This window comes from Kitasatospora sp. SolWspMP-SS2h (assembly GCF_003259315.1).
Taxonomy (GTDB): domain Bacteria; phylum Actinomycetota; class Actinomycetes; order Streptomycetales; family Streptomycetaceae; genus Kitasatospora; species Kitasatospora fiedleri.
In genome coordinates this window covers 237,584-256,334 of the sequence record NZ_QLLT01000006.1, presented here as the reverse complement: position 1 = coordinate 256,334, position 18,751 = coordinate 237,584, and the positions used below count along the sequence as shown (strand labels likewise).

14 protein-coding genes and 1 tRNA gene are annotated in these 18,751 nt (G+C 73.0%); 10 read left to right on the top strand and 5 right to left on the bottom strand.

What is annotated here, in order from left to right:
• Positions 1 to 271 precede the first annotated feature (271 nt).
• Positions 272 to 1,765 carry a 30S ribosomal protein S1 gene (rpsA, locus tag K353_RS09990; protein ID WP_111553210.1) on the bottom strand — a complete coding sequence of 498 codons (1,494 nt, stop codon included), beginning with the start codon at positions 1,763 to 1,765 and terminating at the stop codon, positions 272 to 274.
• Positions 1,766 to 2,193: 428 nt separating this feature from the next.
• On the opposite strand from rpsA, the gene K353_RS09985 reads away from it, so the two are divergent.
• Both K353_RS09985 and hrpB read left to right on the top strand, forming a co-directional pair.
• Positions 2,194 to 3,132, top strand: a complete 939-nt coding sequence (locus K353_RS09985) for a class I SAM-dependent methyltransferase (protein ID WP_233533476.1) — start codon at positions 2,194 to 2,196, stop codon at positions 3,130 to 3,132.
• A gap of 5 nt (positions 3,133 to 3,137) precedes the next feature.
• Positions 3,138 to 5,711 (top strand): ATP-dependent helicase HrpB, encoded by a 2,574-nt coding sequence (hrpB, locus tag K353_RS09980; RefSeq protein WP_111553209.1) that lies wholly within the window; start codon positions 3,138 to 3,140, stop codon positions 5,709 to 5,711.
• 114 nt (positions 5,712 to 5,825) lie between these two features.
• Here the strand turns inward: hrpB and K353_RS09975 are convergent, their stop codons facing one another.
• Both K353_RS09975 and polA read right to left on the bottom strand, forming a co-directional pair.
• The gene (locus K353_RS09975; RefSeq protein WP_111553208.1) at positions 5,826 to 6,404 is read right to left on the bottom strand and encodes a GNAT family N-acetyltransferase; all 579 of its coding nucleotides are present in this window, start codon (positions 6,402 to 6,404) and stop codon (positions 5,826 to 5,828) included.
• A gap of 79 nt (positions 6,405 to 6,483) precedes the next feature.
• Positions 6,484 to 9,171 carry a DNA polymerase I gene (gene polA / locus K353_RS09970; protein WP_111553254.1) on the bottom strand — a complete coding sequence of 896 codons (2,688 nt, stop codon included), beginning with the start codon at positions 9,169 to 9,171 and terminating at the stop codon, positions 6,484 to 6,486.
• A 206-nt stretch (positions 9,172 to 9,377) separates the two neighbouring features.
• Here polA and K353_RS09965 point away from each other — a divergent pair, with 206 nt between their 5' ends.
• The 7 genes from K353_RS09965 to K353_RS09935 all read left to right on the top strand — a co-directional run bounded on the left by K353_RS09965 (position 9,378) and on the right by K353_RS09935 (position 16,695).
• Complete coding sequence (locus tag K353_RS09965; RefSeq protein WP_100835725.1) at positions 9,378 to 9,830, top strand: PaaI family thioesterase; 453 nt, start codon at positions 9,378 to 9,380, stop codon at positions 9,828 to 9,830.
• Positions 9,831 to 9,954: 124 nt separating this feature from the next.
• Positions 9,955 to 10,635 carry a Tat pathway signal sequence domain protein gene (locus tag K353_RS09960; protein WP_111553207.1) on the top strand — a complete coding sequence of 227 codons (681 nt, stop codon included), beginning with the start codon at positions 9,955 to 9,957 and terminating at the stop codon, positions 10,633 to 10,635.
• Positions 10,636 to 10,926: 291 nt separating this feature from the next.
• Positions 10,927 to 12,162 (top strand): branched-chain amino acid ABC transporter substrate-binding protein, encoded by a 1,236-nt coding sequence (locus K353_RS09955; RefSeq protein ID WP_111553206.1) that lies wholly within the window; start codon positions 10,927 to 10,929, stop codon positions 12,160 to 12,162.
• Between the two features lie 87 nt (positions 12,163 to 12,249).
• Positions 12,250 to 13,179: a branched-chain amino acid ABC transporter permease gene (locus tag K353_RS09950; RefSeq protein WP_111553205.1), complete on the top strand. Its 930-nt coding sequence runs from the start codon at positions 12,250 to 12,252 to the stop codon at positions 13,177 to 13,179.
• A gap of 5 nt (positions 13,180 to 13,184) precedes the next feature.
• A complete protein-coding gene (locus tag K353_RS09945) occupies positions 13,185 to 15,134 on the top strand; it encodes a branched-chain amino acid ABC transporter permease (RefSeq protein WP_111553204.1) in 1,950 nt (649 codons plus the stop codon).
• Positions 15,131 to 15,982, top strand: a complete 852-nt coding sequence (locus K353_RS09940) for an ABC transporter ATP-binding protein (RefSeq protein ID WP_111553203.1) — start codon at positions 15,131 to 15,133, stop codon at positions 15,980 to 15,982. The genes K353_RS09945 and K353_RS09940 overlap by 4 nt, the downstream gene beginning before the upstream one ends.
• Positions 15,979 to 16,695 carry an ABC transporter ATP-binding protein gene (locus tag K353_RS09935; protein ID WP_100835730.1) on the top strand — a complete coding sequence of 239 codons (717 nt, stop codon included), beginning with the start codon at positions 15,979 to 15,981 and terminating at the stop codon, positions 16,693 to 16,695. The genes K353_RS09940 and K353_RS09935 overlap by 4 nt, the downstream gene beginning before the upstream one ends.
• A 105-nt stretch (positions 16,696 to 16,800) precedes the next feature.
• Here K353_RS09935 and K353_RS09930 read toward each other — a convergent pair whose 3' ends face one another.
• The gene (locus K353_RS09930) at positions 16,801 to 17,454 is read right to left on the bottom strand and encodes an ANTAR domain-containing response regulator (protein WP_100835731.1); all 654 of its coding nucleotides are present in this window, start codon (positions 17,452 to 17,454) and stop codon (positions 16,801 to 16,803) included.
• A gap of 98 nt (positions 17,455 to 17,552) precedes the next feature.
• On the opposite strand from K353_RS09930, the gene K353_RS09925 reads away from it, so the two are divergent.
• Positions 17,553 to 17,626, top strand: a tRNA-Leu gene (locus tag K353_RS09925).
• 95 nt (positions 17,627 to 17,721) lie between these two features.
• Here the strand turns inward: K353_RS09925 and K353_RS09920 are convergent.
• The gene (locus tag K353_RS09920; protein WP_111553202.1) at positions 17,722 to 18,660 is read right to left on the bottom strand and encodes a hypothetical protein; all 939 of its coding nucleotides are present in this window, start codon (positions 18,658 to 18,660) and stop codon (positions 17,722 to 17,724) included.
• Positions 18,661 to 18,751: the final 91 nt, after the last annotated feature.

Genomic DNA, 18,751 nt, shown 5'->3' with positions numbered 1-18,751 from the left:
ACAATCCCCTTCACATAAAAGCCACTTAAGCCCCACTCACTGCACACCGGGCCGGGGGGCGGGTCGGGGAGTCAGCGCGCCCCCAGGAGGGCGGCGGCGAGCAGGCCGGCCTGCACTGAACAGCCCCTCACCGCACCACCGCACCCCGGTCCGCGCACGGGCGGGTGGACGGGCGGGTGGGGACGGGCGGGGAAAACGGCAACTCCCGCCCAGGGGAACCCTGGGCGGGAGTTGCCGTCAGTCAGCTACGCGGCAGCCGAAGCGCCGTGCTTCAGCTCTGGCCGCCGGCCAGCTTCTCGCGGAGCGCGGCCAGGGCCTCGTCCGAGGCGAGCGCGCCGGAGGTCTCGTCGCTGCTGGAGGAGTACGAGCCGCCACCGCCGGAGACCGGGGCCTCCTCGCCGGCCTCGGCGGCGGCAGCCGCGTCGGCCTCGCGGGACTTGATGACCTGGGCCTGGTGCTGCTCGAAGCGGGCCTGGGCCTCGGCGTACTGCCGCTCCCACTCCTCGCGCTGCTTCTCGAAGCCGGGCAGCCAGTCGTTCGCCTCGGGGTCGAAGCCCTCCGGGTAGATGTAGTTGCCCTGGTCGTCGTAGGACGCGGCCATGCCGTACAGGGTCGGGTCGAACTCGACCGACGCCGGGTCGGCACCGAGGGACTCGTTGGCCTGCTTCAGCGAGAGGCTGATGCGGCGGCGCTCGAGGTCGATGTCGATGACCTTGACGAAGATCTCGTCGCCGACCTGGACGACCTGCTCCGGGATCTCGACGTGGCGCTCGGCCAGCTCGGAGATGTGGACCAGGCCCTCGATGCCCTCGTCCACGCGGACGAACGCACCGAACGGAACCAGCTTGGTGACCTTACCCGGGACGACCTGCGAGATCTGGTGGGTCCGGGCGAACTGCTGCCACGGGTCCTCCTGGGTCGCCTTCAGCGACAGGGAGACGCGCTCGCGGTCCATGTCCACGTCGAGGACCTCGACGGTGACCTCCTGACCGACCTCGACAACCTCGTTCGGGTGGTCGATGTGCTTCCAGGACAGCTCGGAGACGTGCACCAGACCGTCCACGCCGCCGAGGTCGACGAACGCACCGAAGTTGACGATCGAGGAGACGACGCCGGAGCGCACCTGGCCCTTCTGCAGGGTGGTGAGGAAGGTCTGGCGGACCTCGCTCTGGGTCTGCTCCAGCCAGGCGCGGCGGGACAGGACCACGTTGTTGCGGTTCTTGTCCAGCTCGATGATCTTCGCCTCGAGCTCCTTGCCCACGTAGGGCTGGAGGTCGCGGACGCGGCGCATCTCGACCAGCGAGGCCGGGAGGAAGCCACGGAGGCCGATGTCGAGGATGAGACCACCCTTGACGACCTCGATGACGGTACCGGTGACGATGCCGTCCTCTTCCTTGATCTTCTCGATCGTGCCCCAGGCGCGCTCGTACTGCGCACGCTTCTTGGACAGGATCAGGCGACCCTCCTTGTCCTCCTTCTGGAGAACCAGGGCCTCGATGTTGTCGCCAACGGAGACAACCTCGTGGGGGTCGACGTCGTGCTTGATCGAGAGCTCGCGGGACGGGATGACACCCTCGGTCTTGTAACCGATGTCGAGGAGCACCTCGTCACGGTCGACCTTCACGATGACGCCCTCAACGATGTCGCCGTCGTTGAAGTACTTGATGGTCTCGTCGATCGCGGCGAGGAACGCGTCCGCGTCGCCGATGTCGTTGACCGCAACCTGCGGGGTGGTGCTGACAGAGGTGTCGGTGGGGCTCGTCATTAGGAAAAGGGCTCCGGTACGGACATGAAGTCGTAGGTAATGCCACGCGGGGGGCCCTGATCGCTCCCACCGAAAGCCGTACAGGCCAGAAAACGGCCCACCGAAAGGACTCCCGCAGTACAGGATTCCCGGTGTCCGTCTGACGACCGTGGGGTCTTCGACAGATGCGAGCGCGACCTGCTCCGTCCGAGGCGCGCAGGCCCGCAGCGCAACTTGTAGCATACGGGGACACCCCGGCACGGTCAACGCCGAAGCCGACGAGACCGGTAGAGCCCGGGACGGATCAGGCCATATCCTCCAACAGCGCTTCTCACCGCGCCTGGAACACCGGCCCTACCCCGGATGCCACCGCCCGACCCGGCCCCCGTACGGGGCCGGCTCCGCAGCAGCAGCGCTTCCGCAAGCCCATAGCCTACGTGACGGATCCCATGACCCACTCCACCGCCCCCGGCCCCGACGAGCCCCGCGACGACGAGCCCGGCGGGTACGACCCGTCCGCGTACGACGTGCCCTCCGCGCCCCGGGGAGGGGCGCGCGAGGACGGGCCGGACGAGGAGGACGGCGACGAGGCGCTGCGGCGGGAGGCCGGGGAGCGCGAGTCGAGCCGGGCCAGCCGGCACTGGTGGGACCGGAACGCGGACGACTACCAGGACGAGCACGGCGAGTTCCTCGGGGACGACCGGTTCACCTGGTGCCCGGAGGGCGTGGACGAGGCCGAGGTGCGGCTGCTCGGCGAGCCGGCCGCGCTCGAGGGCGCGGACGTGCTGGAGATCGGCTCCGGCGCCGCGCAGTGCTCGCGCTGGCTGGCCGCCCGGGGGGCCCGGCCGGTCGCGCTGGACATCTCCTACCGGCAGTTGCAGCACTCCCGCCGGATCGACCTGGGCCGCGGACTGGCGCCCGTCGCGGTGGTGCAGGCGGACGCGGCGGTGCTGCCGTTCGCGGACGGCTCGTTCGACCACGCGTGCTCGGCGTACGGCGCGGTGCCGTTCAGCGCGGACACCGCGCGGCTGATGCGCGAGGTGCACCGGGTGCTGCGGCCGGGCGGGCGGTGGGTGTTCTCGGTGACCCACCCGATCCGCTGGGCGTTCCCGGACGAGCCCGGGGTGGAGGGGCTGACCGCCACCTCCTCGTACTTCGACCGCACCCCGTACGTCGAGCAGGACGAGCAGGGCACCGCCACCTACGTCGAGCACCACCGGACGCTCGGCGACCGGGTCCGCGAGCTGGTCGCGGCCGGGTTCACGCTGCTGGACCTGGTCGAGCCGGAGTGGCCCGAGGAGTTGGAACAGGAGTGGGGCGGCTGGAGTCCGCTGCGCGGCCGGCACATCCCCGGCACGGCGATCTTCGTCGCCCGGCGGAACGGCTGAGCGCGGTGCGCCCCGGGGGGCTCGAACTGCCGGTCCGCACCGCCCTGCCCGCCCTCGCCCGGGCCCTGGACGAGTCCGGCGCGGCCGTGCTGTCCGCGCCGCCCGGCACCGGCAAGACCACCCTGGTGCCGCTCGCCCTGGCCGGCCTGCTCGACCCGGACGGGCCGCCGCGCCGGGTGCTGGTCGCCGAACCGCGCCGGCTCGCGGTCCGGGCGGCGGCCCGGCGGATGGCCTGGCTGCTGGACGAACCGGTCGGCCGGACGGTCGGGTTCACCGTGCGCGGCGAGCGCCGGGTCGGCCCCGGCACCCGGGTCGAGGTGGTCACCACCGGCGTCCTGCTGCAACGCCTCCAGCGCGACCCCGAGCTGCCCGGCGTGGACGCGGTGGTGCTCGACGAGTGCCACGAACGCCACCTGGACGCCGACACCGCGCTCGCCTTCCTGCTGGACGTCCGGGCCGCGCTGCGCCCCGAACTGCGCCTGCTGCTGGCCTCCGCCACCGCCGACACCGCCGCCTGGGCCGAACTGCTGGGCGGCGCCCCGGTGGTGGCCGCCGAGGGCGTCGCGCATCCGGTGGCGACGGTCTGGGCCCCGCCGCCGACCGCGGTCCGCCCGCCGCACGGGACGCGGGTCGACCCGGCGCTGCTGTCGCACGTCGCGGCGACGGTGCGCCGGGCACTGGCCGAACGGGACGGCGACGTGCTGTGCTTCCTGCCGGGGGTCGGCGAGATCGCCCGGGTGGCCGGGCAGTTGGCCGCCGAGGACGTCGAGGTGCTGCCGCTGCACGGGCAGGCGCCGCAGGCCGTGCAGGACGCCGCGCTGAGCCCCGGCGGGCGGCGGCGGGTGGTGCTGGCCACCTCGGTCGCCGAGTCCTCGCTGACCGTGCCGGGCGTGCGGGTCGTGGTCGACTCCGGGCTGACCCGGGAGCCGCGCACCGACCACGCCCGCGGCCTGTCCGGGCTGGTCACCGTCCGCACCTCGCTGGCCGCCGCCCGGCAGCGCGCCGGCCGCGCCGGCCGCGAGGCCCCCGGCACCGCGTACCGCTGCTGGGCGCAGGCCGAGGACGCCCGCGCCGCCCGCTTCCCCACCCCCGAGATCGCGCTCGCCGACCTCACCTCCTTCGCCCTCCAGGCCGCCTGCTGGGGCGACCCGGACGCCACCGGCCTCACCCTCCCCGACCCGCCGCCCGCCGGCGCGATGGCCGCCGCCCGCGACGTCCTGCGCGCCCTCGCCGCCGTCGACCCCGCCGGCCGCCCCACCGGGCGCGGCCGCGCCATCGCCCGCACCGGCCTGCACCCCCGCCTCGCCCGCGCCCTGCTCGACGGCGCCCCCGCGGTCGGCCCGCGCCGCGCCGCCGAACTCGTCGCCCTCCTCTCCGAGGAGCCCCCGCGCGCCCTCGGCGACGACCTCGCCGAGATCCACCGCACCGTCCGCCGCTCCACCGACCCGTACGCCCGCCGCTGGAAGGACGAGACCCGCCGCCTCGAACACGCCCTGGCGGACCCGACGGAACGACCGGCCGGGGAAGGCCCGGCAGCCGCCGGCGGCACCGTCCGACAGCCCGGGGCCGCCGGCTCCGGGCTGTCGGACGGTGCCGCCGCCGGGCTGGTGGTCGGGCTGGCCTACCCGGAGCGGGTGGCGCGGGCCCGAGAGGGCGGGGAGGGGGCCTACCTGATGGCCTCCGGGACGGCCGCCCAGCTGCCCGCCGGGACGCGGCTGCCGGCCGGCGGCTGGCTGGCCGTCGCGGTCGCCGACCGGCCCGCCGGGTCGCCCTCCGCGCGGGTGCTGCGGGCCGTGGCGGTGGACGAGGCGACCGCCCGGCGGGCGGCCGGGCCGCTGCTGGCGACCCGCGAGGAGGTCCACTGGTCGGTCCGGCAGCGGGAGGTGGCGTCCCGCCGGGTGGAGTCCCTGGGCGCGATCGAACTGGCCGCCGCACCGCTCACCGCGCCCGACCCGGCGCTGCTGCGGGCCGCGCTGCTGGACGGGCTCGAACGGGAGGGCGTCTCGGCGCTGCTGCGCTGGCCGCCCGCCGCGAGCGGGCTGCGCGAACGGCTCGCCTTCCTGCACCGGGCGATCGGCGACCCGTGGCCGGACGTCGCGGACGCCGCGCTGCTGGCCGCCGCCGAGCAGTGGCTGGAGCCCGAGCTCTCCCGGGCCCGGCGCCGGGCCGACCTGGAGCGGATCGACACCGCCGCCGCGCTGACCCGCCTGCTGCCCTGGGCGGGCGGGCAGGCCGGACGGCTCGACGAACTCGCCCCGGAGCGGATCACCGTACCCACCGGCAGCCGCATCCGGGTCGACTACGCGAGCGACCCCGAGCGGCCGGTGCTGGCGGTGAAGCTCCAGGAGCTGTTCGGCTGGGCCGCCGCCCCGGCGCTGGCCGGCGGGCGCGTCCCGCTCACCGTCCACCTGCTCTCCCCCGCGGGCCGCCCGGCCGCCGTCACCGGCGACCTCGCCGCGTTCTGGCGCACCGGCTACCCCGCCGTCCGCGCCGACCTGCGCGGCCGCTACCCCCGCCACCCCTGGCCCGAGGACCCCACCACGGCCGAACCCACCCGCCGCGCCAACCCGCGCAAGTGACACCGCGCCACCCGGCCCGGGCCCGTCCGCGCGGGGCGCGCACGGGCGGGCGGGGCGGTGGACGGGCGGGCAGGCGGGCGGGTGAGCGGGTGAGCGGGTGAGCGGGCGGGGCGGCTACCCCCAGTCCTCCGCCAGGACCGCCATGTCGATGTCGTCGACCCACGCGTCGCCGTACCGCAGCACCTGCCGCCGCACCCCCTCGACCTTGAACCCGGCCTTCTCGTAGGCCCGCTGCCCCCGGCCGTTGAAGGCGTAGACGGAGAGCGAGACCCGGTTGAGGCCGATCGCCCGGATCGCGTGGTCGGTGAGGAGGCGGACGGCCTCGGTGCCGAGGCCGCGGTCGCGGCCGTCGGGGCCGAGGGCGATGCGGAGGTTGCAGGCGCGGTTGGGTTCGTCCCACTCGTTGAGGACGATCTCGCCGACGCCGCGGCCGGTGGCGCGGTCGACCACGATCAGGTCGAGGCGGTCGGTCTGCTCGTTGCGGGTGGTGTACCAGTCGACGACGCGGCGCTCCCTCGCCCCGTCCCAGACCGGGGGCTCGGGGGTGTAGGAGTCGGAGGTGTAGCGGAGCACGTCCGGGTCGTCGAGCACGGCGCGGAGCATGGGAAGGTCCTCCTCCGGCCGCACGGGCCGCAGGAGGACCTTCTCGCCCACCAGGGTGGGCTTCTCGGAGAAGGAGGAGGAGACGGGCATCCGGCCAGTCTCGGCGGGCCGGACGCCCACCCGCAACGCGATAAACCCGGTGACCGCGGTGACCGCGGCGGTCCGGGTGTCAGTGCGCGGCGGTCTCCCAGTTCGGGCCGGCACCGACCGAGACGTCGAGCGGGGCGCGCAGCGGATACGCGCCGGCCATCTGCTCGCGGACCAGCGCCTCGACCTGCTCGCGCTCGCCGGGGGCGACCTCCAGGACGATCTCGTCGTGCACCTGGAGCAGCATCCGGGTGGCGAGGCCGGCGGCGCGCAGGGCCGCGTCGACCCGGAGCATGGCGATCTTGACGATGTCGGCGGCGGTGCCCTGGATGGGGGCGTTGAGGGCCATCCGCTCGGCCATCTCGCGGCGCTGCCGGTTGTCGCTGGTGAGGTCGGGCAGGTAGCGGCGGCGGCCGAGCAGCGTCTCGGTGTAGCCGACGGCGCGGGCCTCCTCGACCACGTCGTGCAGGTAGTCGCGGACGCCGCCGAAGCGCTCGAAGTAGGTGTCCATCAGGCCCTGGGCCTCGGCGGGCTTGATGCCGAGCTGCTGGGAGAGGCCGTACGCGGACAGGCCGTAGGCGAGGCCGTACGACATGGCCTTGATCTTGCGGCGCATCTCGGCGTCGACGGCGCCGGGCTCGACGGCGAACACCTGGGAGGCGACGGTGGTGTGCAGGTCCTCGCCGGTGGTGAAGGCCTCGATCAGGGCTGCGTCCTCGGAGAGGTGCGCCATGATGCGCAGTTCGATCTGCGCGTAGTCGGCGGTGAGCAGCGTCTCGTAGCCCTCGCCGACCACGAAGGCGCGGCGGATGGCGCGGCCCTCCTCGGTGCGGACGGGGATGTTCTGGAGGTTCGGGTCCTGGGAGGAGAGGCGGCCGGTGGCGGCGACCATCTGGTTGAAGGTGGTGTGGATGCGGCCCTGCGGGGAGACGGTCTTGAGCAGGCCCTCGACGGTGGTGCGGAGCTTGGCCTGGTCCCGGTGGCGGAGCAGGATGACCGGGAGTTCGTTGGTGGTCTGGGTGGCGAGCCAGGTGAGGGCGTCGGCGTCGGTGGTCCAGCCGGTCTTGATCTTCTTGGTCCTGGGCAGGCCGAGGTCGCCGAACAGGACCTCCTGGAGCTGCTTGGGCGAGCCGAGGTTGAACTCGCGGCCGGCGGCGGCGTGCGCCTCCTCGACGCAGCGCTGGATCTCGGCGGCGAACTGGGTCTCCAGGCCCTGGAGCCAGGCGCGGTCGGCGGCGATGCCGTGGCGCTCCATCCGGGCCAGGAGTTCGGCGATCGGCAGTTCCATGTCGTGGAACAGCTCGACCGCGCCGACCTCGGCGAGCCGGGTGTCGAACAGCTCGGCGAGGTCGTGGACGGCGCGGGCCCGGGTCATCAGGGACTGGGCGCCGGCCGTCGGGTCGGGCTCGTCGGCGTCGAAGCTGAGCTGGCCGGTCTCGGCCTGGGCGGCGGCGGGGGCGAGCGAGCGGCCCAGGTACTCCTCGGCGAGGACGTCGAGGGTGAAGGTGCGGCGGCCGGGCTTCTCCAGGTAGGCGGCGAGCGCGGTGTCGGCGGTGACGCCGGCGAACCGCCAGCCCTGCTCGGCGAAGGCCCGCATGACCTGCTTGGCGATGTGCAGGGCCTTGGGGCGCTCGGGGTCGGCGAGCCAGGCGGTGAAGGCGCGGTCGTCGTCCTCGCCGAGCGCGGCGGGGTCGAACCAGGCGGCGGCGGTGCCGGTGGCGAGGGCGATCTGCTCGACCCCGCCGGTGCCCAGCGCCCAGCTGTAGTCGGCGGCGAGGGCGGTGCGGACGTCCGCGCCGGTGTGCTCCTCCAGCCAGGCGGCGAGCGCGCCGGGGACGGTCAGCAGGTCGCCGTCGACGGCGGGGCCGGCCGGGACCTCGACGGCTGCGGCGCTCTCGGCGCCGGCCGGGTCGATGCCGGCCACCCGGTCGCGGAAGTTGGGGTTGCGGAACTCCAGCGCCTCCATCAGCCGGGCGACCTCGTCCTTGTCGAACGGGGCGCGGGCCAGCTCGGGGACGCCGACCGGCAGTTCGACGTCCCGCACCAGTTCGGTGAGGAAGCGGTTGCGCTTGACGGAGTCGAGGTGCTCGCGGAGCTTCTCGCCGATCTTGCCCTTGACCTCGTCGGCCCGGTCGACCAGCTCCTCGAAGGAGCCGAACTGGTTGACCCACTTCGCGGCGGTCTTCTCGCCGACGCCGGGGATGCCGGGCAGGTTGTCGGACGGGTCGCCGCGCAGGGCGGCCAGGTCCGGGTACTGGTCGGGGCGGACGCCGTACTTCTCGGCGACCTTCTCGGGGGTGTAGCGCGTCAACTCGGAGACGCCCTTGGTGGGGTACAGCACGGTGACGTGCTCGTTGACGAGCTGGAGGGAGTCCCGGTCGCCGGTGACGATCAGCACCTCGAAGCCCTCGGCCGCGGCGGCGGTGGCCAGGGTGGCGATGACGTCGTCGGCCTCGAAGCCCTCGGCGGTGACCCGGGGCACCCGCATGGCGTCGAGCAGTTCGCCGATCAGCGGGACCTGGCTGCGGAACTCGTCCGGCGTGGCCGCGCGGTTGGCCTTGTACTCGGGGAACTCGGCGGACCGGAAGGTCTGCCGGGACAGGTCGAAGGCCACCGCCAGGTGGGTGGGCCGCTCGTCGCGGACGGTGTTGGCCAGCATCGAGGCGAAGCCGTAGACGGCGTTGGTGTGCTGGCCGGTGGCGGTGGAGAAGTTCTCCACCGGCAGGGCGAAGAAGGCCCGGTAGGCCATCGAATGCCCGTCCAGCAGCATCAGCCGGGGCCGTTCGGCCGCCTTCTTGCCCGCACCCTGTGTCGCCACGTCACGTCCCGTCCTGCCGGTTGCACTGCCTCTCCGATCCTAGAGGTCGGGGCGGACATCTCCGGCGCGGCGCGGAGCACCTCCCTACCCACGGGTAGACAGTCGTACGATCCGTACGATCGACGCGCAACGAAGCGAACCCCGGAAGCAGGAGCACCATGACCGACGCGGCGCCCGTACTGAAAGTGCCCCAGGACGTGCTGGACCACTTCGCCAAGCTGGGGGTGAGCGCGGAGACCTTCTCCGGCGGGCACCTGGGCGAGAAGCTGGGCATCACCATCGTGGAGGCGTCCCCGGACCGGGTGGTCGGGACGATGCCGGTGGAGGGCAACCAGCAGCCGTACGGGCTGCTGCACGGCGGGGCGTCGGCGGCGCTGGCCGAGACGCTGGGCTCGATCGGCGCGATGCTGCACGCCGGGCCGGGCCGCTACGCGGTGGGCGTGGACCTGAACGCGACGCACCACCGGTCGGCGACCTCGGGCCTGGTGACGGGCGTGGCGACGGCGGTGTTCAAGGGCCGCACGGCCGCGACGTACGAGATCGCGGTGACGGACGACACCGGCCGCCGGATCACCTCCTGCCGGCTGACCTGCATGCTGCGCGACCTCTAGCCCCGGTCAGGCCGCCGCGGCGGCACGACCGCGGCACACCGCAGAGCACCGCTCCGCGCGCGCCCCCTCGGAGTTTGGCCGGCCCCCGCCAGGGGCAGCCTCGGCTGGACGAGGGGGCGCCGCCATGTCCGGAGAGCGCGAACTGCCGAGCGGCCCGGGCGGGTTCCTCGGTCCGGTCGAGCCGGGCGAGGGCACCTGGACGCCGCTCGTGCTGCGCCCGGAGCCGCCGCCCGAGCGTCCGCCGCGCCTGCTGAGCAGACGTCAGAAGTGCGTGCTGGCAAGTTTGTTGCTGCTGTTGGCGCTGGGACTGACGATCCGGCACGCGGTGAACTACCCTGGGCGGGCGTCGGGTTCGCCCCCACCGGGGCAACTCCCGCCGTTCCCCTCGCAGTCGACCAGGTTCGAGTACGACGGTCCGGCCCCGGCCGGGTCGGACTCCTTCGCCCTGCGGCTGGCGGTGCGCAACACCGGGTCCGCCCCGGTGGACGTGCTGGGGGTGAGCCAGGGGTACCGGGGGCTGACCGTACGGGTCTCGGGCTGGCTGCCGCGGACGGTGCCGCCCGGGGGGACGCTCTCGCTGCTGGTGGGGCTGGAGGTCGTGGACTGCTCGGGGGCGCCGGGGGACGCGAGCCTTCCTTTCCTGGATGTAACGCTGCGTAATACGCGTGCAATGGAGACCGTGCATCAGATCCTGGGCACCCCCTACGCCCGGGACCTTTCGGCCGCTCTGCATTCCGCCTGCGACGTCACCGATTATCGGACGTCCGCGACCACCCTCCAATCTACGGACAAACCTGTCCGATAATCGGTGAACCCAGGCGTGACCTGCGCGTTGAGGAAGGAGTCCATCCGCTACTCGGGACCGGGCCCGGAATTTCGGGCTCCACCTGGGGTTTTCGACCATGATGTGAGATCAGCCGACGCCGTGGTCATAACAAGAGAATCACAGCCTCACCCGCCCCACTGCCCGAGCAGCCAGCGGCGGTCTAGAGTCACGCCCAGTCACCGCACCGTCCGGTTACCGGGCGGCGCCGTCGCGATTCGGCACCGCCAGCCCTGTGCGCGTGTCCTCCAGATCCCGAAGGAGACCCTCCTCGTGCGAAAGAGCTCACTTCTCATCGTGACCATTGCCGTGTCCGGAGCGCTCACGCTCTCCGCGTGCGGCTCGCGCGGCGGAAAGTCCGACTCCGGCTCGGACAGCGCGAAGGGCGACACCAAGGTCGTCATCGGCGTGGACGCCCCGCTCACCGGCAAGCTGTCCGCCCTGGGCCAGGGCATCAAGAACTCCGTGGACCTGGCCGTCAACAAGGCCAACAAGGACAAGGTCGTCCCGGGCGTCACCTTCGCCATCGAGGCGCTGGACGACCAGGCCAACCCGACCTCGGGCCAGCAGAACGCCACCAAGCTGGTCGGCGAGAAGGACGTCGCCGGCGTGGTCGGCCCGCTGAACTCCAGCGTCTCGCTGACCATGCAGAAGGTCTTCAACGACGCCCACCTGGCCCAGATCTCCCCGGCCAACACCAACCCGCAGCTGAGCCTCGGCCCGGACTGGGGCAGCGGCAAGTTCGCCCGCCCGTACGCCTCGTTCTTCCGCACCGCCACCACCGACGTCGTGCAGGGCAAGTTCGCCGCCCAGTACCTGTTCAACGACGCGAAGAAGACCAAGGTCTACGTCATCGACGACAAGAAGACCTACGGCGCGGGCCTGGCCGCGATCTTCCAGGAGGAGTTCAAGAAGCTCGGCGGCACCGTGGTCGGCACCGACCACGTCAACCCCGATGACAAGGACTTCTCCGCGGTCGCCACCAAGGTCGCCGCCGCCGGCGCCGACTCGGTCTACTACGGCGGCGAGTACCCCGAGGCCGGCCCGCTCTCCGACCAGATCAAGAAGGCCGGCGCCGCCGTCCCGCTGTTCGGCGGCGACGGCATCTACGACGACGAGTACATCAAGCTGTCGAACGGCAACAGCAACGGCGACCTCGCCACCTCGGTGGGCGCCCCGGTCGAGGAGCTCGACTCCGCCAAGACCTTCATCGACGACTACAAGGCCGCCAACTACAAGGACGCGTACGCGGCCTACGGCGGCTACTCCTACGACGCCGCCTGGTCGCTGGTCGAGGCCGTGAAGGCGGTCGTCGCGGCCAACGGCGGCAAGGTGCCCTCCGACCTGCGCCAGAAGGTCATCGACGCGCTCGGCAAGGTCTCCTTCGACGGCGTCACCGGCAAGGTCTCCTTCGACGAGTACGGCGACACCACCAACAAGCAGCTGACCGTCTACACGGTCAAGGACGGCAAGTGGACCGCCGTCAAGAGCGGCACCTACAACGGCTGATCCCTCCCAGCACCACCCACAGCCGATCGGCGGGGGGCGCCACGAGCGCCCCCCGCTTCTCCTTCCCCCCAACCACGGAGGCCTGCGGTGCACGAACTGCCGCAAAACCTGGCCAACGGCCTGATGCTCGGGCTGATGTACGGCCTGATTGCCGTCGGCTACACGATGGTCTACGGCATCGTCCAGCTCATCAACTTCGCCCACGGCGAGGTCTTCATGATCGGCGGCTTCGGCGCGCTGACCGCCTACGCGGCGCTGCCGCAGGGCACCTCGCTCTGGCTGGCCCTGCCGGTCATGATCGTCGGCGGTGTGATCGCCTCCGTGGTCACCGCCACCGCCGCCGAGCGGTTCGCCTACCGGCCGCTGCGCACCGCGCCCCGGCTGGCCCCGCTGATCACCGCGATCGGCCTGTCCATCGCGCTCCAGCAGGTGGTCTGGGCGTTCTACCCGGGCGCCAAGAAGGCCGTCTCCTTCCCGCACTTCAACGGCGCGGCGTTCGACCTCGGCCTCTTCCACATCCAGCGCAACGACCTGTTCCTCCTGATCGCCGCCCCGCTGTGCATGGTCTTCCTGGCCTCGTTCGTCCGGCTGACCCGCACCGGCCGCGCCATGCAGGCCACCGCGCAGGACCCGGACACCGCCAAGCTGATGGGCATCAACACCGACCGGATCATCGTGGTCGCCTTCGCGCTCGGCGCGGCCTTCGCGGCGATCGCCTCCGTGGCGCACGGCCTGCGCTACGGCAACATCGACTTCATGATGGGCTTCATGGCCGGCCTGAAGGCGTTCACCGCGGCCGTCCTGGGCGGCATCGGCAACATCTACGGCGCGATGCTCGGCGGCCTGGTCCTCGGTGTCGCCGAGTCGCTGGCCACCGCGTACATCGAGAACGTCCCCGGCCTGCACCAGCTCGGCGGCGCCGGCTGGGCCAACGTCTGGGCGTTCGTACTGCTCATCGTCGTGCTGCTGGTCCGGCCCCAGGGCCTGCTCGGCGAGCGCGTCGCGGATCGGGTGTGAGGCAGATGACCACGTCCCACGAGACCACCCCCGTCCTGCCCCTGCCGACCGCCGCGGCCCGCGCCGCCGTGGTGGCGGGCGGCGTCCTGGCCGCGGCCTCCGCGCTGATGTCCTGGACCTGGACCGCCGACTTCCCCGGCGACCTGACCTACTACGGCTCCCCGGCCGGCCTGCAGTGGCTGGCCCTGGTCGGCGGCCTGCTGACCGTCCTGCTGGCGCTGGCCGCCGCGCGGGTGCCCGGGCTGCGCTGGCTGAGCCCCTCCGGCAGCAACAACGGCGTGCTGTTCGCCGCCATCGGCACCCTCGCGGTGTGCTGGTACGCGGTCGTCGCGATCGCGGCGGAGCTCGGCGGCCTGGCCAACCTCGACCCGGGCGGCTGGGTGGCCGGCGTCGGCTCGCTGCTGGCCGTGGCCGGCGCGCTGGGCCTGCCGCTGGACCGCCGCACCACCGTCCGGCGCCCCACCGAGCGCTGGTGGGCGTACGCGGTGGCCGCCGTCGCCCTGCTGGTGTACTTCGGCCTGGACCAGGGCTGGCTGCTGCACGCGATCCCCACCGGCGTGCAGCCGATCCTCACCGAGAACACCTGGTTCTTCCTCGCCCTGCCCGGCCTGCTGGCCGTGCTGCGGCTGTGGCTGCTGCTGGACCACTGGCTGCGGATCGGCCGGATCGAGCGCCGGCGGACCGCCGCCCGCGCCCTGCCGTCCTGGGCGGAGATCCTGGTGATCACCGCGGTGTTCGCGGTGGGCCTGGCCGTCGCCGACTTCGGCATCTCGACCGAGTACGGCGAGCTGTTCATCGGTTTCCTGCTGCTGGTGGCCGCCGCCACCGCCGCGCTGAACGCCTCCGGCGCGGTCGGCCGGCTGGCCGAACTGACCACCCGGCACCGGGCGGTGACCACCGGGGCGGCGTTCGCCGCGGCCGCCGCGTTCCCGTTCACCCAGGGCAGCGACACGTACGTCCTGATCGGCGTCAACATCCTGATCTTCGCCACCGTGGCACTCGGTCTGAACGTGGTGGTCGGCCTGGCCGGTCTGCTCGACCTCGGCTACGTGGCCTTCCTCGGCGTCGGCGCGTACGCGGCGGCGCTGGTCTCCGGCTCGCCGTTCTCGGCCTTCCGCGGCGTGCACCTGCCGTTCCCGCTGGCCGCGCTGGTCGGCGCGCTGGCCGCGCTGGTGTTCGGCGTGGTGATCGGCGCCCCGACGCTGCGGCTGCGCGGCGACTACCTGGCGATCGTCACCCTCGGTTTCGGTGAGATCTTCCGGATCGCGATGAACAACCTGGACGGCAGCTCCGGCCCGAGCCTGACCAACGGCCCCAACGGCATCGCCGCGATCCCCGACGTCAGCCTGTTCGGCTTCGACTTCGGCCAGCCGCACGACGTCCTCGGCCTGCACCTGGGCAAGTTCGGCAACTACCTGCTGCTGATGCTGGTGGCCACCGCGATCGTGGTGACGGTGTTCGGCCGGGTCGCCAACTCCCGGATCGGCCGGGCCTGGGTGGCGATCCGCGAGGACGAGACGGCGGCCGAGGCGATGGGCATCAACGGCTTCCGGGTGAAGCTGATCGCCTTCGCGCTGGGCGCCACCCTGGCCGGCCTGGCCGGCGCGGTGCAGGCGCACGTGGCGAGCGCCGTCTCGCCCGACCAGTACCAGTTCGCCGGGGCCGTCCCGCCCAACTCGGCGTTCCTGCTGGCCGCGGTGATCCTGGGCGGCATGGGTACCATCAGCGGCCCGCTGGTGGGCGCGGCCCTGCTGTTCCTGATCCCGGCGAAGCTGCAGTTCCTGCAGTCCTACCAGCTGCTGGCCTTCGGCGTGGCGCTGATCCTGCTGATGCGCTTCCGCCCGGAGGGCCTGATCGCGGGCCGCCGGCAGCAGCTGGAGTTCCACGAGGCGGACGCGGAACTGCCCGCGCAGGCCGCCCCGATCGACGACGTACCGACCAAGGCTGGGGCGTGAGCACCGTGACGACCACCGACACCGCTCCCGCCGCCCCGGCGTCCGGGCCGCTCGCCGAACCCGTGCTGGAGGCTTCCGGCGTGGTGATGCGCTTCGGCGGCCTCACCGCCGTGAACGACGTCGACCTGACGGTCCGCCAGGGCGAGATCGTCGGCCTGATCGGCCCGAACGGCGCCGGGAAGACCACCTTCTTCAACTGCCTGACCGGGCTGTACGTCCCGACCGAGGGCACCGTGAAGTACAAGGGCACGGTGCTGCCGCCGAAGCCGCACCTGGTGACCCAGGCGGGCATCGCCCGGACCTTCCAGAACATCCGGCTGTTCTCGAACATGACGGCGCTGGAGAACGTCCTGGTGGGCCGGCACACCCGCACCAAGGAGGGCCTGTTCTCGGCGATCCTGCGCGGCCCGGGCTACCGGCGGGCCGAGGCGGAGAGCCGCGAACGCGCCCGGGAGCTGCTGGAGTTCTGCGGCCTCGGCGCGAAGGCCGACCACCTGGCCCGCAACCTCCCGTACGGCGAGCAGCGCAAGCTGGAGATCGCCCGGGCGCTGGCGTCCGAGCCGGGCGTGCTGCTGCTGGACGAGCCGACGGCGGGCATGAACCCGCAGGAGACCCGGGCCGCCGAGGAACTGGTCTTCGCCATCCGGGACCTGGGCATCGCCGTGCTGGTGATCGAGCACGACATGAAGTTCATCTTCAACCTGTGCGACCGCACCGCCGTGCTGGTGCAGGGCCGGAAGATCGTTGAGGGCGACCGGGAGACCGTCCAGAACGACGAGCGGGTCGTCACCGCGTACCTGGGCGCCCCGCTCGAAGGAACCACCGCAGCTCAGGAGGACGGCCAGTGACCGCTCTGCTGGAGGTCGAGGACCTCCGTGTCGCCTACGGCAAGATCGAGGCCGTCAAAGGCATCTCGTTCACGGTCGCGGAGGGCGAGGTCACCACCCTGATCGGCACCAACGGCGCCGGCAAGACCACCACCCTGCGCACCCTGTCCGGGCTGCTGCGGCCGACCTCGGGCAAGGTCCTGTTCCAGGGCGCGGCGATCGACACCGTGCCCGCGCACCGGATCGTCGCGCTCGGCCTGGCGCACTCCCCCGAGGGCCGGCACATCTTCCCCCGGATGACCATCGAGGAGAACCTGCTGCTCGGCGCGTTCCTGCGCCGGGACGCGGCGGGCATCGCCGAGGACGTGGAGCGGGCCTGCACGCTCTTCCCGATCCTGGCCGAGCGCCGCAAGCAGGCCGCGGGCACCCTCTCCGGCGGCGAGCAGCAGATGCTGGCGATGGGGCGGGCGCTGATGTCCCGGCCCAAGCTGCTGATGCTGGACGAGCCGTCGATGGGCCTGTCGCCGCTGATGATGCAGAAGATCATGGCGACCATCGTGGAGCTGAAGGCCGCGGGCACCACCATCCTGCTGGTGGAGCAGAACGCGCAGGCCGCCCTCTCGCTCTCGGACCGGGCGTACGTGATGACCACCGGCCGGATCACCCTGTCGGGCACCGGCGCGGAGCTGCTGCACGACGAGTCGGTGCGCCGCCAGTACCTGGGCGAGGACTGACCCTCCGCACGTGCCGGTGCCCCCGCCCCCGTCGAGGGGGGCGGGGGCACCGGCACGTGCGCGCGGGGCGGGCTCGGCCCACCGAGGGCTCGGCCCCCGGCGGGCTCAGCCCTCGGCGGCCTCGGTCTTCTTACGGTCCTGGGCGGCGCCCTCCTCGATCACGGCCTCGGCGACGGCGGCCATGGTCATCCGGCGGTCCATCGAGGTCTTCTGGATCCAGCGGAACGCGGCGGGCTCGTTGAGGCCGAACTTGGTCTGCAGCACGCTCTTGGCGCGGTCGACCAGCTTGCGGGTCTCCAGCCGCTGCGAGAGGTCCGCGATCTCCTGCTCCAGGGTGCGCATCTCGGTGTAGCGGGAGACCGCCATCTCGATGGCCGGGACGAGGTCGCTCTTGCTGAACGGCTTGACGATGTACGCCATCGCGCCGGCGTCGCGGGCCCGGTCGACCAGCTCGCGCTGGGAGAACGCGGTGAGCATCAGCACCGGGGCCAGGTGCTGCTCGTGGATGCGCTCGGCGGCCGAGAGGCCGTCCAGGACGGGCATCTTCACGTCCAGGATGGCCAGGTCGGGCTTGAGCTCCTCGACCAGCCTGACCGCCGTCTCGCCGTCACCGGCCTCACCGACGACGGTGTAGCCCTCCTCCTCCAGCATCTCCTTGAGGTCGAGGCGGATCAGTGCCTCGTCCTCGGCGATGACGATTCGGGTGATCTGGGGCGAGTCGGTGTCAAGCGGCTGTGCCTGCTCGTCGGCGGTGCTCACGGGGCTCCTCGGTCCGGCGGGGTGCTGCATGCATGAGCCTACCCAGACGCGGTATGTTTGGTTCACCGCGGTGGGGGGTTGAACCTTCGTTCCGCTGGGCCCCGATAGCCCAATCGGCAGAGGCAACGGTCTCAAACACCGTCCGGTGTGGGTTCGAATCCCACTCGGGGCACTTTCCCTTCGAATCCAAGGCGGCGTCCGCCGCCGTCTCTCCCCGGCTCCCCGCCCCGCGTCTCGGCACCCGAGACTCGGCACACGAGACCGGCCTCACCCGGCCCCGAGCGTGATCGACACCGGCCCGGCCGCGGCGCCCTCCGCCGAGCCGTCCGCCGCCTCCAGGGTGTAGGTGCCGGCGGTCTCCCCGTAGAAGTCGAACCAGGCCGCCAAACTGACGGTGTCCGGCCGTCCGACGTAGGCGGTGGCGGCGATCGGGGCGCTGGGGGCGAGCCGGCGGCCGTCGGGCAGGGTCAGGTGCAGGTCCAGCCGGTCGGCGGTGGTGCCGGCGGGGGCGTCGAACAGGATCTCCGCGCTGTGCTGGCCCGGCTTCAGGGCGCGCAGCGCGCGCGGGACGAAGGGCGTGGTGCCGAGCGGCACCGCGGGGGCCGGGACGGGGCTGCCGGTGCAGTCCTCGCGCAGCCGGGCGGAGGCCAGCAGCAGCCGGTAGCGGCCGGTGCGCACCACCCCGGTGGAGGCGCGCAGCGGGGTCGGCCGGAGGTCGACCCCGTCCTGTCCGGCGCGGGCGCCCACCGGCAGCACCGCGCGGGCCGCGCCGGGGGCGGCCAGCACCAGGGCGAGGCGGTCCGGGTCCAGCGGCTGCCCGGGGGTGCCGACGTCCTGCACGGTGACGGTCAGCGAGGCGTAGCCGAACGGCGGCGGCCGGACCTCCAGCGGGCCGCTGACCGCGACGCCGTCGGACTCCAGCGCCACCCGGGGCAGGGCGGACGCGGCCGGCACCGGCGACTCGACGACGACGCCCAGGACTAGTTCGACCGCGGTGCGGCCGTCGGGCTGCCCGGTCGCGGTGACCTTGGTGAGCCGGTAGGAGCTGCCGCCCCACCACGCCGTCCGGTCGACGGCCACGCTCCGGGCCGCGGGGCCGGTGGGGCTCCCGGACGCCACCTCCCGCAGGGTGTCCGCGCCGTAGGGGGTGCAGCCGGCGGTGAGGACGGCCGCGGCGCAGAGCACGGCGGTGCGGCGGCGTATCAAGCGGTTCCTTCCCCTGTTCCCGGCGCGGCCCGGCCCCGGGACCCCCGGGGCATGCTACCGACAACGCGCCGGGGGCGCGGGGAGCCGGTGA